Source organism: Desulfomarina sp., assembly GCF_054039375.1.
In genome coordinates this window covers 1-14,400 of sequence record NZ_JBPLBA010000148.1, presented here as the reverse complement: position 1 = coordinate 14,400, position 14,400 = coordinate 1, and the positions used below count along the sequence as shown (strand labels likewise).

The 14,400-nt window shown below is 44.6% G+C and carries 9 protein-coding genes; 8 read left to right on the top strand and 1 reads right to left on the bottom strand.

Annotated elements, in window-relative coordinates; genetic code table 11:
• Window positions 1-462 precede the first annotated feature (462 nt).
• Window positions 463-1,779: a replication-associated recombination protein A gene (locus ACXLDX_RS09005; RefSeq protein WP_457576842.1), complete on the bottom strand. Its 1,317-nt coding sequence runs from the start codon at window positions 1,777-1,779 to the stop codon at window positions 463-465.
• Between the two features lie 725 nt (window positions 1,780-2,504).
• Here ACXLDX_RS09005 and ACXLDX_RS09000 point away from each other — a divergent pair.
• The 8 genes from ACXLDX_RS09000 to ACXLDX_RS08965 all read left to right on the top strand — a co-directional run bounded on the left by ACXLDX_RS09000 (window position 2,505) and on the right by ACXLDX_RS08965 (window position 14,097).
• On the top strand, window positions 2,505-7,037 hold the full coding sequence (locus ACXLDX_RS09000; protein ID WP_457576841.1) for a beta strand repeat-containing protein: 4,533 nt from the start codon (window positions 2,505-2,507) through the stop codon (window positions 7,035-7,037).
• A gap of 53 nt (window positions 7,038-7,090) precedes the next feature.
• A complete protein-coding gene (locus tag ACXLDX_RS08995) occupies window positions 7,091-8,050 on the top strand; it encodes a hypothetical protein (RefSeq protein WP_457576840.1) in 960 nt (319 codons plus the stop codon).
• A 110-nt stretch (window positions 8,051-8,160) separates the two neighbouring features.
• Window positions 8,161-8,502, top strand: a complete 342-nt coding sequence (locus ACXLDX_RS08990; protein ID WP_457576839.1) for a hypothetical protein — start codon at window positions 8,161-8,163, stop codon at window positions 8,500-8,502.
• Between the two features lie 253 nt (window positions 8,503-8,755).
• Window positions 8,756-10,180 carry a DUF4384 domain-containing protein gene (locus ACXLDX_RS08985; protein WP_457576838.1) on the top strand — a complete coding sequence of 475 codons (1,425 nt, stop codon included), beginning with the start codon at window positions 8,756-8,758 and terminating at the stop codon, window positions 10,178-10,180.
• A gap of 59 nt (window positions 10,181-10,239) precedes the next feature.
• A complete protein-coding gene (locus tag ACXLDX_RS08980) occupies window positions 10,240-10,977 on the top strand; it encodes a hypothetical protein (protein WP_457576837.1) in 738 nt (245 codons plus the stop codon).
• A gap of 402 nt (window positions 10,978-11,379) precedes the next feature.
• Complete coding sequence (locus ACXLDX_RS08975; RefSeq protein ID WP_228856101.1) at window positions 11,380-11,688, top strand: hypothetical protein; 309 nt, start codon at window positions 11,380-11,382, stop codon at window positions 11,686-11,688.
• Between the two features lie 7 nt (window positions 11,689-11,695).
• Window positions 11,696-12,421, top strand: a complete 726-nt coding sequence (locus ACXLDX_RS08970; RefSeq protein ID WP_457576836.1) for a GIN domain-containing protein — start codon at window positions 11,696-11,698, stop codon at window positions 12,419-12,421.
• A 203-nt stretch (window positions 12,422-12,624) separates the two neighbouring features.
• The gene (locus ACXLDX_RS08965) at window positions 12,625-14,097 is read left to right on the top strand and encodes a S1C family serine protease (RefSeq protein WP_457576835.1); all 1,473 of its coding nucleotides are present in this window, start codon (window positions 12,625-12,627) and stop codon (window positions 14,095-14,097) included.
• The last annotated feature ends 303 nt before the right edge of the window (window positions 14,098-14,400 follow it).

Below are 14,400 nucleotides of genomic sequence, written 5' to 3'. Positions count from 1 at the left end.
AAACGGGACATATCTGTGATTTCACCTGAGAAGAAGCCGTTCCCGTCGGAGATATCCACGCTCAACTGATTGATTTTCATTCGTTGAAAACGTCTGTTTTCCATTTTTCCTCCTGTGCAGTTAATAGTTAAACGAGAAAAATGGGACCTGAATCCTGTAACTGGCAAGTCCAGAGTTTTCACTTACCCGCTGAGAAATGATATTCAATGGCACAGAAGTATTTACATACTCCAAGCTATTGATAACGAAGCAGGTAAGCGAGCCTGCGGGATTCAGGATTCGGTGAGGCCTTCAATCCCGCAGGGTATAGAAAATAAAAAATGTGGGCGCTTCCTTTTACAATAGATTCATTTTCAATAAAAGCAAGGGGAAAATACACAAACAAGAGGTCAGGTGAGGGAGGTGTGTGGAAGGTTCGGAAAATACAGAAAATGTTTCCTGGTTTTTTTGTCCTTTGAATTGTCAGGATGTGTTTTGCTTCTTTTTCAGTTGATTCCACCAGGAAAGTCGTTTTTGAATCTCTTTTTCAAATCCGAATTTCGAGGGGGTATAATATGATTTTTCACCCATGTCTTCAGGGAAATAGTTCTGGTAGCTGTAATTATTGCTGTAGTCGTGGGAATAGCGGTAACCGCTGCCATACCCGAGGTTTTTCATCATTTTTGTCGGCGCATTGCGGATTGACAAGGGTACTTTGAGATGTCCGGAGCAAAGGGCGTCTTTTTTTGCATTATTATAGGCGGTTTCGCTTGAATTGCTTTTTGGTGCAGTTGCCAGGTAGATTGTCAGCTGGCTGAGGGCCGTAGCGGCTTCCGGCATTCCGAGAAAATGAACAGCGTCCTTGATGGCAACTGCCTGGACAATGGCCTGTGGATCGGCAAGTCCGATATCTTCCGTGGCAATCCGGACCAGTCTTCTTGTTATATACATGGGGTCTTCCCCGGCTTCAATCATTCTTGCAAGCCAGTAAAGCGCAGCCTGGGGATCACTGCCTCTGATTGATTTTTGAAAAGCGGAGATGAGATTGAAATGTTCTTCCCCTCTTTTGTCATAAAATGGGACGGGGTTGTTCAGGCCATTTTCGATTATTTCCGGGGTAATTGTATCTCCGTTTTCTGCCTGTTGAATTATGAGTTCCAGGAAATTCAATCCTTTTCTGGCATCTCCTCCTGCCTTTTCACAGAGACAGGACAGAGCATTGTCATCAAGCGAAAGGTGTTTTGCCGTGCTCGAAAGAGCCTTTGTCAGAATGATTCGCAGATGTTCTTCCTTTAGAGGTTCAAGAACAAACAGATGGCATCTGGAAAGCAGGGCCGGGATGATCTCGAAGGATGGATTTTCTGTGGTGGCCCCTATAAGAACAATTGCACCTGATTCGACATAGGGCAGAAAGGCGTCCTGCTGTGATTTGTTAAATCTGTGAATTTCATCTATAAAAACAATAGTTTTTTTATTTTCATTGTAATAAAGGAAACGGGCTCGTTCCATCAGTTTTTTTACTTCCGCAATTTTACTGAGAACTCCACTGAAAGGGCAGAAGGCATGCCTGGTATTTGCCTGAATTAACCTGGCTATGGTTGTTTTACCGCACCCTGGAGGGCCCCAGAGGATAAAAGAAGAGTAAGCATCTTTTTCAATCATTAGCCGCAGAGGAGAGTTTTCTGCCAGAAGTTTTTCCTGCCCTTCAATCAAGTCAATAGAGGAAGGTCGGCATTTTTCGGCGAGTGGGAGGTCTTCAGGCAGTTTTGTTTTTTCCAGCAATGAGCGTTGTCTGGTCATGTAATTGGTCACAGGGGTAGCAACTCTATGGTTTTATAATCTCTGAACTGTAATTGCTCACAGCTGCCACAGATTTTTGCAGGCTCTTTTGTTTGCCATAGCCTACCTATGCGGACAAAAGAGACCGTGAAAAGCTGGGGTGCCTGTGAGTAATTACCTGGTCATCTGTTTTTCAATTTCAAGGATCCTGGATGAATATATATTCTCATTTTCTCTGTCCTGGGGAATAAATTACATGTTTTTAAAAAAAAATGAACCTTTTTGATGTTGTTGAACACTCATGAACAGAAAGGCGAAAAACTCACCGGTTCAATTAATAAAATGGTGAGAGTAAAAAAAGCCTGATAGAATTTGCAGGAGTTTTATGGCGGTGAGGCATAACACAGTAGTGGAGCAGTTTTCGTGTTTTGTTGGGAAATTTGTAAGATTTTGCTGGTACAATTGTAATTAAGAAGAAGGAATGATACGATTTCTGTAAAATAGCATAAACAGCCTTCTGTATAAGGGGTCGGGATGATGTGTTCAGACAAAAAAATGAATAAAACATGCAGAGTAAGGATAGGTCGAAAACGTCTGAACAACAGGGGATTCAAAGAGTTTTTTGAAGTGGTTTCCTTGTTCTTGCCCAACTTATGCGTTATACTTAAAACATCTATTTTTAAAAAAGCATCACAAGCAGACCAGTCAAGTCTAACTAAACAAAATACATACACTTTGGTGAAATCATGTTGTTAATTTCCTCTCTCCGAGAAAACAGGAAAAAGTTCCCGGTTGGGCCATTGGTTGTCGTTTTTCTGGTCCATTTACTTTCACTTTCATCTTCAGCAATTGCAGGATCAAGCATCAAGGGGGCTGTCCTGAACATCCCCACCAAAATGGATCGTGATGTCAATATCGCTATAGGCAAAGACAATAAAGCCAATATGAATTCAATTGTCCTGAAAAATATTAATGTCACCGGAGTTCTCAGGAATAAGGTGAAAAGCGGGACGAGCGTGAATGTGGCGATCGGCAGCAAAAATAAGGCGAATCAGGATTCCATCACCGCGGAAGGTGGCACTGTTCGCGGCGGGGTGATGAATGATACTGATACCAAGACTCCGATCAATGTGGTTATCGGCAGTGAAAATACTGCCAATCAATCTTCAGTTGCCTTGAAGGATACTACCGTTAATGGTGTTGTTTATAACAAGTCCAGGGGAAAGAACCTGGTCAACGTCGGCATTGGCAGCAGGAATAAACTCGATCAGGCTTCTGTCAGGGTTGAGGGAAGTACGGTAAATGGTGGTATCCTGAATACGTCTGATTCGAAAAACCTGGTCAATGTGGCAATCGGAAAGGATAATGAAGCGGTACAGGCATCGACAGTAGTAAAAGATTCGCAGGTCAACGGAGCACTTATCAATTCTTCCAAGGGGAATAATCTGATCAATGTGGCCATCGGCAGTGGTAACAGGGCTGATCAGGCTACCGTAAGGGTTGAAGGCAGTACGGTTAACGGTGTTGTATTAAATAATTCCGACTCAAAAAATCTTGTAAATGCAGCTATCGGCAACGAAAATACTGCGGTTCAGGCTTCCACCACTATCAAGGATTCCACCGTAAACGGTTTTACAGTCAATACGTCGCGCAGTGAAAACGCGGTCAATGTGGCCATAGGTAACAAAAATACAGCCATTCAGAACTCTATCAGCCTCGAAGGCAGTAAGGTGAACGGTGGGATCGTGAACACCACAACAAGTAAAAACCTGGTTAATGCGGCCATCGGGAATGAAAACACTGCAGAACAGAGTTCTGTGCTGATGAAGAACTCGACGCTGAACGGTATCGTAGTAAACAGCACGCTTGGTCAGAACGGGATTAATGTGGCTGTTGGTAATAAAAATACGGCGCAACAGTCTATCGTCAAGATAGAGGGGAGTAATGTCAATGGTGCGGTGATCAATACAACGACTTCCAAAAATCTTGTAAATGCAGCTATCGGCAACGAAAACAGGGCAACTCAGGCTTCCACCGTCATTAAAGATTCAAAGGTAAACGGTGTTGTTGTCAATTCTGCCGTGGGACAGAATGGTATAAATGTGGCCATTGGTAACAGGAGCACTGCAGATCAATCGGTCGTGAGGATAGAAAACAGCAAGGTCAATGGCGCAGTCATCAATACATCAGCCGTCCAAAACTCAATTAATGCGGCCATCGGCAACGACAGCCACGCCGCCCAGGCATCAACTATTATCAAGAACACGGAACTGGACGGGGCAACGATTAATACTGTGACCGGCCAGAATGCAGTCAATGTGGCTATCGGTAATAAAACAACAGCTGATCAATCGGTGATTCGCCTGGAAGACAGCAAGGTAAAAGGAGTGATTATTAATACTTCTGCTCTCCAGAATGCGGTCAATGCGGCTATCGGCAACGAAAGTTCGGCGACCCAGGCATCGACTGTACTTGAGGGATCAGAGCTGAGAGGTGTGGCAGTTAATACGGCAGTCGGCCAGAATGCAGTCAACGTGGCCATAGGTAACAAGACCCATGCCACCCAGTCCTCAATCAAGATGAAAAGAACCAAGGTTGACGGTGCCGTTATTAACACCTCCATCATGCAGAATGCTGTGAATGCTGCTATCGGCAATAAGAGTTCGGCTACGCAGGGGTCAACAGTATTGACTGACTCCGAGATAAAGGGAGTGACAATCAACACGGCTGTGGCTCAGAATGCGGTCAATGCGGCCATCGGTAACAAGACCCACGCTACCCAGTCTTCAATTGTCCTAGACAGAACGAAAGTCAAGGGGGCTGTTATCAATACCTCAGTCATGCAGAATGCTGTGAACGTGGCCATTGGTAACGAGAGTTCTGCCACTCAGGCTTCCACGGTCATGAAAGACTCAGAACTCAAAGGTGTAACAGTAAATACTGCGATCAGTCAGAATGCAGTCAATGCGGCCATAGGCAACAAGACCCATGCCACCCAGTCTTCAATCATTCTGGACAGGACGAAGGTCAAGGGGGCAATCATTAATACATCTGTTGCTCAGAATGCCATAAATGCCGCCATTGGTAACGAGAGTTCTGCTACCCAGGCATCTACTATAATGAAGGATTCGGAGCTCAAGGGTGCCATTGTTAACACTTCCGGTGGTCAGAATGTGATCAATGCCGCCATTGGCAATAAAACCGAAGCCAATCAGGTTGCCGCCAGAATTAAGGACAGCAAGATCGAAGGGGCAGTTGTCAATACAGGGATCAGTCAGAATGCAGTCAATGTGGCCATCGGCAACGAGAGTTCCGCATCGCAGACTACTACGATCATGAAGGGTTCCGAGTTAAAAGGAGCGGTGGTAAATACATCTCTTGGTCTGAATAATGTGAATGCAGCTCTGGGCAACAGGGTTGAGGCCAACCAGGCAACCACAAAACTGATTGATACCAAGGTCAAAGGGGCGATTGTCAATACTTCAATCGGCCACAGTATGCTGAATGCCGGTATTGGAAATAACATGAAACTGAACCAGATCAGTTCGGTCCTGGAGAAAAGTACGGTTGAAGGTGCAGTTGTTAATACAGGAATCGGGATAGGAGCAATCAACGTGGGAGCCGGTAACGCCATAGAAGCGAATCAGGCTGCTCTCCAGGCGAAGGAAACTCATATAAAAGGCGCGGTAGTCAACACGGTTGGTGGCGGAGCTGCAAACCTGGCCTTTGGCAACAGGATAGAAGCGAATCAGGCAGCGGTAAAAGCAGAAAAAAGCAAAATTGAAGGTACTGTTGTCAACACGGTTATCGGCGCAGGTGTGAACCTTGCCGCCGGAAACAGAATTAAAGCCAATCAGGCGGCAGTAACCATGAAGGATTCAACCCTCAGGGGAACAGCGGTCAATACTCTTGCAGGTGCCGGGGTGAACATCGCCATCGGTAACGAAGTGAATGCCAATCAGGCGGCGGTCAGTATGGAAGGGTCAACCCTGGAGGGTACAACTGTGAATACAGCGGCAGGTGCTGCAGCCAACCTGGCTTTCGGCAGCAGGATTAACGCCAACCAGGCAGCAGTCAGTATGAAGAATTCCACCCTGAAAGGAAATGCTATCAATACTGCAGGGGGGGCTGTTGTGAACCTTGCTGCAGGAAACAGAATTGACGCTAACCAGGCGGCGGTCAACATGGCGGGATCTCACCTGGAGGGTACTGTTGTAAACACTGCCGCCGGTGCTGCAGCCAACCTGGCTTTCGGTAACAGGATAACCGCCAATCAGGCGGCTGTGAATATGAAGAATTCGACTCTGAAGGGCGGTAATATCATCAATACTGTTGGTGGTGCTGCTGTAAACCTGGCTGCAGGGAGCAATGTTGAGGCGAATCAGGCGGCGGTCAGCATGAATAATTCTACACTTCAGGGATCAGTTGTGAACACTGCCGCCGGTGCTGCAGCCAACCTCGCCTTCGGCAGCAATGTCGAGGCAAACCAGGCGGCTGTCAGTATGAAAAATTCCACCCTGAAAGGGAATGTCACCAATACTGTAGCAGGTGGTGCTATTAACCTGGCTGCGGGAAGTGGTGCCAAAGCCAATCAGGGTGCCATAGTGATGAAGAACAGTACTGTAAAGGGTGATGTTCATAACAGAGTAGCCGGAGTTGCAGCCAACCTTGCTTTTGGAAGTGGTGCGGAAGCGAATCAGGCGGCTGCCAGTCTGACAAATACTACAATTGGAGGCAATATCACAAACAAGGTAACCGGTGCTGCTGTGAATCTGGCAGCCGGTGGAGGTGCTGTTGCCAATCAGGGTGCCATTAAGGCCAGTAACAGTACAGTCAGAGGAAGTGTTACCAATAAAGTAAGTGGAGCCGGAGTAAACCTGGCTCTTGGAAGTGGGGCCCATGCGAATCAGGGGGCGACTGAACTGAAGGGTGCAAATGTTCGGGGAAGTATCTCAAACAGTGTGGGCGGTGGAGCTTTGAATCTGGCTCTTGGACGTGGAACAGAAGCCAACATGGGGGCGACCGTAATCAGGAATGCGAGTGTAGGCAGTGTTTCCACAAGAGTCAGAGGAGGAGCTCTTAATCTGGCATTAGGCAGCGGAGCCCAGGCTAATTCGGGTACTGTTGCTGTTAATAGCGGAAGTATAGGCAATGCGCATGTTTATTCAGGAACAGGGATTGTGGTGAATGATGTCAAATCACCACTCAGTTTTGGCCAAAACATCAACATCGCAACGGGAGGGCAAGTTTCAAATAAAAACTCTGTAATTATCAAGTAGTAGTAACGTTGTTGCAATTAACCAAAAACAAATCAAAAATGAGGGCACAGATTATGAAAAAGAAGATCTTAGTAGGCGTTATTGGAATGGCACTGGCGATGAGCGTATCAAATACAATGGCAGGCTCGAAAATTGATGGGAAAGTGTCAAATAAGAGTACCGTCAAAAAGGCCATCAATATGGCGATCGGGAAAAACAACAAAGCACGGATGGGATCCATCAGCATGAAGGGATCCACTGTCGGCAAAACTGGTGTTGTAACAAATGATTCCAAGGTCGAAAAGGCCATCAATATGGCGATTGGTAAAGGTAATACTGCCAATATGGGATCTATAACTATGCAGAATGCCACGGTTAAAGGGAAAATATCCAACAAAAGTACCGTCAAAAAAGCCATCAACATGGCAATTGGTAAAAACAATACTGCCAACATGGGAACCATTAACATGAAAGGCGGAACTGTTGGTAAAACCGGTGTTGTGACAAATGATTCCAAGGTTGAGAAGGCCATCAACATGGCGATCGGTAAAGGTAATACCGCCAATATGGGTACTATTAATATGCAGAATGCCAAAGTTAATGGTAAAATATCCAACAAAAGTACGGTCAAAAAAGCTATCAATATGGCGATTGGAAAAAACAATACCGCCAACATGGGTACCATAAATATGAAAGGCGGATCTGTTGGCAAAACCGGTGTTGTGACAAATGATTCCAAGGTCGAGAAGGCCATCAACATGGCGATCGGTAAAGGTAACACTGCCAATATGGGCACCATCAATATGCAGAATGCCAAAATTAATGGAAGGGTGTCCAATAAAAGTACAGTCAAAAAAGCTATCAATATGGCGATTGGGAAAAACAATACCGCCAACATGGGAACTGTTAATATCAAAGGCAGTACCGTTGGGAAGACTGGTGTGATCACTAACGATTCCAAGGTTGAAAAAGCCATCAACATGGCAATCGGTAAGGGTAATGAAGCCAGCATGGGTTCTGTTTCTGTAGAATAATGAATAGCACGGGGTAGTCGACAGGGTCCCTGCTTTGTAAAAAGCAGGGCAGGGTCCCTGTTACTGTTTCACCTCCAGATAAGACTGTAGTCAGATATGAGAGACGGATCATGAGATTACGATATGTAGTGATATTTATATTCCTGCTTGTACCGTTTGTTACAGGTGGTTCTGTTCTGGCCGGTGACCTGGATGATGGTATTTCCAAGTTCACCGATGATGGAATGTCCAAATATGATGATTTGGGTAAAGCCGATAAAAACATCAAGTTCATTGTTATCAATGCCAAAAGCAAGGCGAACATGATGAAGGGTAAAAAAGGCAAGAACGGCAAGGGCAAGAAGGGTGATGCGAATATGAACAGTGTTGTTCTTGGTGCTGGAAGCAGGGTTAAAGGCGATATTTACATCATAGACCAGAGTAGAGGCCCGAAAACGAATGTTGCCGATTAAATCCTGAATACCGGATTTCCGCCCCCTGGAAGTTTGTTGTGGAAAATAATCAAGGAAGGTTTTATTCTTAGTACTTTCCAGCCATCATGGGGCAGTAGCTCGAAACAGTCACTTTTATGGGGACCTGTTTCAACACCTTTGTTTTGCGGGGTTGTCTGCAGTCCGGATTTTCGTGGTGGTTCTTGTATTGGGCGGGCATCGTAAGATATCTGTATATTGTCTTTTCTGTAATTTCTAAATTGGATTGTTAGATATGATACTAAACAAGACTGCAACCGTCAGTTCTTCCAGGATCAGTTTTTCTTTTTCACGGAATGTACTCACAGTGCTTTTTCTCAGTCTGGTCTTTTTTCTGTTGTCCGCATGTGGGGATATGAATCCTCATAATGTTGATGTGGAACTCCAGAAAAGTGCCCCGGTTGAGAAAATTACTTCATACAGCCAGGCACTTCTTGATCTTGGTCTGATGACAGAGATTTATGATACCGGGTATATGAAGGTTCAGAGTCAGGATATAGCTGATGAAACAGGTACTTCCGTTACCACCGGAGGAGAGATTCAGAGAAACATAACAGAAATAATGAAAAGCACCCTAAACTCCATCGGGGGCAATGTTCTCTTTATCGAATATGATCCTGCGTACATTCAGAACCAGATGGTTTCCGGATACAGTAATTTTGAAGACAAGGTTATCCCCGACGTGGTGATTACCGGTGGTATTACCGAATTTGATCGTGGACTGGAGACGAGGGGAGAAGGAACAAACGTAGATGCCGAATTTGATGTGAAGGGAGTACCAAGCTGGTTTCCTACAGGAACTGTCGGCGGAAGTTTTGGAGATACTGCCAAATATGGTAAGGCAAGAATAACCCTGGATTTCAATCTCAAAGATTTCCAGACTCTGGCCGGTATTCCCAGGATGACAACGACTAACAGCATGGAGGTGTATAAAGGACTCCGTGAGAAAGAACTGGCGATAACTCTTTTTGGCCCGAGTTTCGGTTCCAAAGGAACGATTAAAAAAGTTCAGGGCAGGCATGAAGCTGTCCGGGTGCTGGTACAGGTCAGCATGATGCAGTTGATAGGCCGGTACCTTGCCATTCCTTACTGGCGTCTGATGGGTGAGGGGTCTGAGCCTGATAAAATTGTTCTGGATTCAATTTCCGGAACGTACTATCGCATGTCAAAAGAAGACAGGATTGGAGCTGTTCAGCAGTGGTTGATTCTACATGGGTATGATGTGGATATTACCAGCGAAATTGATGCGAAAACCAGGGATGCCCTGCAGAAATTTGACCCTGCTTTCAATGGTGACGATGTGAGTGAGAAATTATTTACTGATATTTATATTTCCATTCCTATTACCAGGGCAACTCTTGCCCGAAGGGACATCATCAATAAATATTATGCCAGCCTGCAGCAAACGCAGGAAGAACCGGCAGTGCAGGAAGCAGCACCGGTAGTTCAGGAGACTGCTCCGGCAGTGCAGGAAGCTCCTGTCCAGCAGCAGATTGCTGAGCAACCGGTTCAGCAGCAGGCAGCGGCCCCGGCCCCTGTTCAGGAAGTTGCTCAGGCTCAGCCTGTTCAACAACCAGCACCTGAACCTGTGAAAAAGGCAGCTCCTGTCAAAAAGAAACCGAAAAGATTTGGCAAGAAACTGTCAGCTGATGACTGGTAATGGCTTTTTTACCAAATTTGAAGATTTTTAATTGTACTATTGGAAGGAGAAATACGACCATGTTGTTAAAAAGAACTGCAGTCAGCTGTGTTCTGGTCATGATGTTTATTGGCACAACCATTGCGGTTGCAGGAAATAAAAAGATCATGTCAACCCGTGCTGCAAGAGTGTTGGCGGAACGGGCCATTGTCGAATCCGTATATGGTTTAAAGATCAGATCGACAGAAGAAGTTGTTGATATGGTTGCCGCAAATTTTGTTGGCAAAACCGAATCGAAAACCTCAGCAGAAATTCAGGGGATCAAGATTGAGGAAGTTGTCTATGATGCGGAAAAAGACATAGCCCAGGCAACGGCCTCCATCAGTATTGACACGATCACTAATATTGATGGCCAGGAACTGGACCTGAAAGGAAAAACCTTTAAACGGGTGGCTTTTGCAACTTCCACACCTGCCAATGCCGGGCCTCTCAGGGCATTGCGTGCGGCAGAACTTGACGGGTATAAAAATCTCGTGAAAACCGTTGTCGGTTTTACCCTGGAGAGTAAAACAACCGTTGAAAATTACATCCTGACCTCCGATATTGTTAAAGTGAAGGTAATGGCCACAACCTACCTGGCTGATCTTGTTGATTACGGCTGGGATGAAGAAGGTAATGCCTTTGTAAAATTCCGGGTAACCAAAAAGGATATTGAAGATATTCTCGGTGCTTCAATTCCCGGTGTTGATGATGTTATAGAAGTGGAAGGACATGGTGCCCAGGTTGATGATTATTCTGCAGCCAAAGCACAGTCGTAAAACGAGAGTATTCTCTATGTTTAACGGTTTTATAAACACTGTAAACCTGTCTGTCGGGTGAAGCGGAATCCCGCTTCGCCTGACAGGATCATGCATTTTAAGTTTCCGGTCTGCATCCGGAAATCCAAAAATGGCTGAGCCTTATTTCCTCCGGTTTAACAGCTGGTCTGGCCAGCCGGTTCTGTAGAGGCTGTTCTTTATTTATCTGAAAATCCCACAACAAAGGTCTTTCTGTTGCAATCCGGATTTTCATTGCCTGTTGTGGCTGAGCTTTCCAGTCCAGTCATGCTGGTTTATCCATAAAGAATGAAGTTTTCAAATTATACATAAGAGCAGTAGTGCCTGTGCTTTTGGTAAAGGATAAGGATTTCTGTTGCTGGCCAGGCAGTGCTGGAATTGATCATGGATAAGAAAATAAATATTTGGCGGGAAAGGATTGTTTCTTTTACTATTGGTGCATTGTGTCTGTTTGTTGTCTCTCTGCTGATGGGGGCAGCTTCTGATTATCAGAATTCGACCTTGAATTACGGCAGATACCAGATTTCTTCCTGGGCTACTCAGCTGAACCGCGGAAGCGGGGCAGTTGGAGCGTTTGTTCTCGATACGGTTTCCGGAGAAACAAGAACGGTATATATGCGTACTTACGGAGATCCAGGAGATACCCGGGTTGTAAAAAATAATCTGAAAAAATCATTCAGCGCCATGAGGTGATGAAAATATGACATTTTTCAAAAAGGTTTTTCGACTGCGGTATGGTCTGGTTCTACTTTGTCTGTTCTTTTTATTTGGATTTCAAAATATCAATATTGGTGTGAATAACCAGGTGAACACAGGTGGTATTGTCGGTGGTGACTGCATCCAGGGTAATAGCAGGATGACGGAAGAGGTGCGTCATGCGGAGCCTTTCAGTGAAATAAATGTTGAAGGTGTTTTTGATGTGCATCTTTCCTGTGGTGACAGGCAGCGCGTTGAAATAACAGCAGATTCAAATCTTCATTCAAAAATAATTACCAAAGTGAAAAACGGGAAACTGACGGTCTTTTCAGAAGGTGCGGTTTGCACGCAGAATCCAATGGTACTCAAAATTACAATTAAGAAAACATTGGAGAAAATAGCAGCCAGTGGCAGCAGTGATCTGGTTGGCCTTCTGAACACCTGTTCTTCAGATAAATTGTTGGTTGACCTTGAAGGTGCGAGTACCATGAGGCTTGCCGGGTCCACCAGAGAACTTGAGTTGCGGTTGCAGGGCGCATCGGAGTTTGATGGGGAGGATTTTCATGTCCAGAATGTAAAAATCATCACCGAAGATGCCACTGAAGCTAAAATTTTTGTAACCGACAATCTTTCCGGCAGTGTCGGTGGCACCAGCGAGGTTCAGTATGATGGGAATCCGGCACATGTGCAGGTTGATACATCAGATATAGGTGAAGTCAGTCCACTATGATGTGAACAATGTAGCCGATATGCTGTTATATAATAATTACTTTCCGGCACCTCGGCTTTTCATGGTCTCTTTTGCCTGCAGGGTAAGGCTATAAGCGAACAAAAGAGCATGCAAAAACCTGTGGCAGGTGAGCAATTTAAGTTAAGAGGTAATATAATCACAGACTTGTTGTTCTTGTGAGAAGTTACTGGTGGATTTACAATATGACAGGTTTCAGGTTTCTAACATTTTGTTTTTTCTCTGTTTTTATTCTGTTGTTTTTTCTTTCGGCTGAGGGAAATGCCATTTCCCCGGCAGAAATTGTTGTTAAAATTCAAACGGTAAGAAATTCTCCAAATTTCCAGCAACCGTGGCAGAACGTCGGTCAGCTCACGACCCATGGAACCGGATTCATAATTGAAGGCAATATGATATTGACCAATGCTCATGTGGTCAGTGACAGTGTCTTCATTCATGTGCGGCGTGCGGGCAGGACGGAAAAATATTCAGCTGAGGTCAAGTATTTCGACCATGAGAGTGATCTTGCTCTTCTCGAAGTTGCCGAGAGGAAATTTTTTACAGGGGTGACACCTCTGCAGATAGGTGCTTTGCCCGATGTGAGGGATAAAGTAGCTGTTTATGGCTTTCCCGACGGGGGAGACAAGCTGTCCATTACTGAGGGGGTTGTATCAAGGATAGAGCACATAAATTACGCTTACAGTGGATCATTTCTTCTCTCCTGTCAGATTGATGCGTCAATCAATGCCGGGAATTCCGGTGGCCCAGTTATTTTTAACGGGAAAATTGCCGGTGTTGCATTCCAGGGAATGAACAGTGGCTACGACAATATCGGATATATGATTCCGGCACCTGTTATTTTACAGTTTCTGAAAGATACTGAGGACGGATCCATCGGGGGAATTCCTGATCTTGGAATTTCCATGCAGAAACTTGAAAGTCCATATTTAAGAAGCTATTACAAACTTGAGGACGAAGAAAATGGAGCTTTAATCAATGATATTTCTCCAGGTTCACCTTCACCCAGGTTGTTAAAAAAAGAAGATGTTATCCTGTCTGTTGATGGAGAAGATGTTGCCTATGACGGGACGATAGAGTTCCGAAAAGGGCAGAGAACTTTTTTTGGGTATATCATTCAGAGAAAACAGATAGGTGAGACAGTAACCCTTGGTTTAAAAAGGGATGGGAAAAAGATCAGTATAGAGGTGCCATTGCAGCGCTCGGTAGGTTTTGATCGATTAGTTCCCTATAAACACGAAGTATTGCCCCGATACTATATTTTTGGGGGAGTTGTCTTTCAACCACTTACACTGAACTATCTCACGGAGTATGGAAGTGCAGCAGACTGGTATCGGTCTGCCCCGGTTGAACTCATGGATTATTATTTGAATGGGGATCTTGAGTTTCAGACACAGGAAATTGTAATTCTCTCACAGGTTTTGGCTGATAAGATCAATGTCGGTTACCACGAACTGGCTGACAATGTCATAAAAACCGTGAACGGTGTGGCAGTCAGGAATTTTGCCCATCTTGTTGCTTTGTTTGAAAACAGCCGGGAAAAGTATCTGGTAATTATGGATACTCAAGGGACAAAAATTGTTTTTGACAGAGAAAAGATGCTGAAAAATACGGACAAGATAATAAAAAAATATATGGTCAAATCTGCAAAACGTTTCTGATATCCAGGTTGAATTTTCTAATTCATTATTAAGACTTATAGTTCACTTCAATTCTCTCCAGAAGGCAAATGGTTTTCTGATTATCCATGAAATTCAGCCACATTCCCAGTATCACAAGTATCAGGCTGATTTTTATATGTAATCAGGAATGGTTTTTTCAAATAATCATGATGGGTGTTTTGTCTGTATTTGCAATATATAGATAGTGTCTGTGCAGAAATGAGGATTTTTGTTTGAGATCAAGGCGCACAGGAAATTATACCTCAGGCATATAATTGATATCGGAGTCTACGCTTACCTCCG

What these genes read in the sequence shown, in the direction of transcription:
- ACXLDX_RS08975 (WP_228856101.1), top strand. Translation starts at nt 11,380, where the DNA reads ATGGATAAGAAAATAAATATTTGGCGGGAAAGGATTGTTTCTTTTACT.
- ACXLDX_RS08990 (WP_457576839.1), top strand. Translation starts at nt 8,161, where the DNA reads ATGAGATTACGATATGTAGTGATATTTATATTCCTGCTTGTACCGTTT.
- ACXLDX_RS09005 (WP_457576842.1), bottom strand. Translation starts at nt 1,779, where the DNA reads ATGACCAGACAACGCTCATTGCTGGAAAAAACAAAACTGCCTGAAGAC.
- ACXLDX_RS08970 (WP_457576836.1), top strand. Translation starts at nt 11,696, where the DNA reads ATGACATTTTTCAAAAAGGTTTTTCGACTGCGGTATGGTCTGGTTCTA.
- ACXLDX_RS09000 (WP_457576841.1), top strand. Translation starts at nt 2,505, where the DNA reads ATGTTGTTAATTTCCTCTCTCCGAGAAAACAGGAAAAAGTTCCCGGTT.
- ACXLDX_RS08980 (WP_457576837.1), top strand. Translation starts at nt 10,240, where the DNA reads ATGTTGTTAAAAAGAACTGCAGTCAGCTGTGTTCTGGTCATGATGTTT.
- ACXLDX_RS08985 (WP_457576838.1), top strand. Translation starts at nt 8,756, where the DNA reads ATGATACTAAACAAGACTGCAACCGTCAGTTCTTCCAGGATCAGTTTT.
- ACXLDX_RS08965 (WP_457576835.1), top strand. Translation starts at nt 12,625, where the DNA reads ATGACAGGTTTCAGGTTTCTAACATTTTGTTTTTTCTCTGTTTTTATT.
- ACXLDX_RS08995 (WP_457576840.1), top strand. Translation starts at nt 7,091, where the DNA reads ATGAAAAAGAAGATCTTAGTAGGCGTTATTGGAATGGCACTGGCGATG.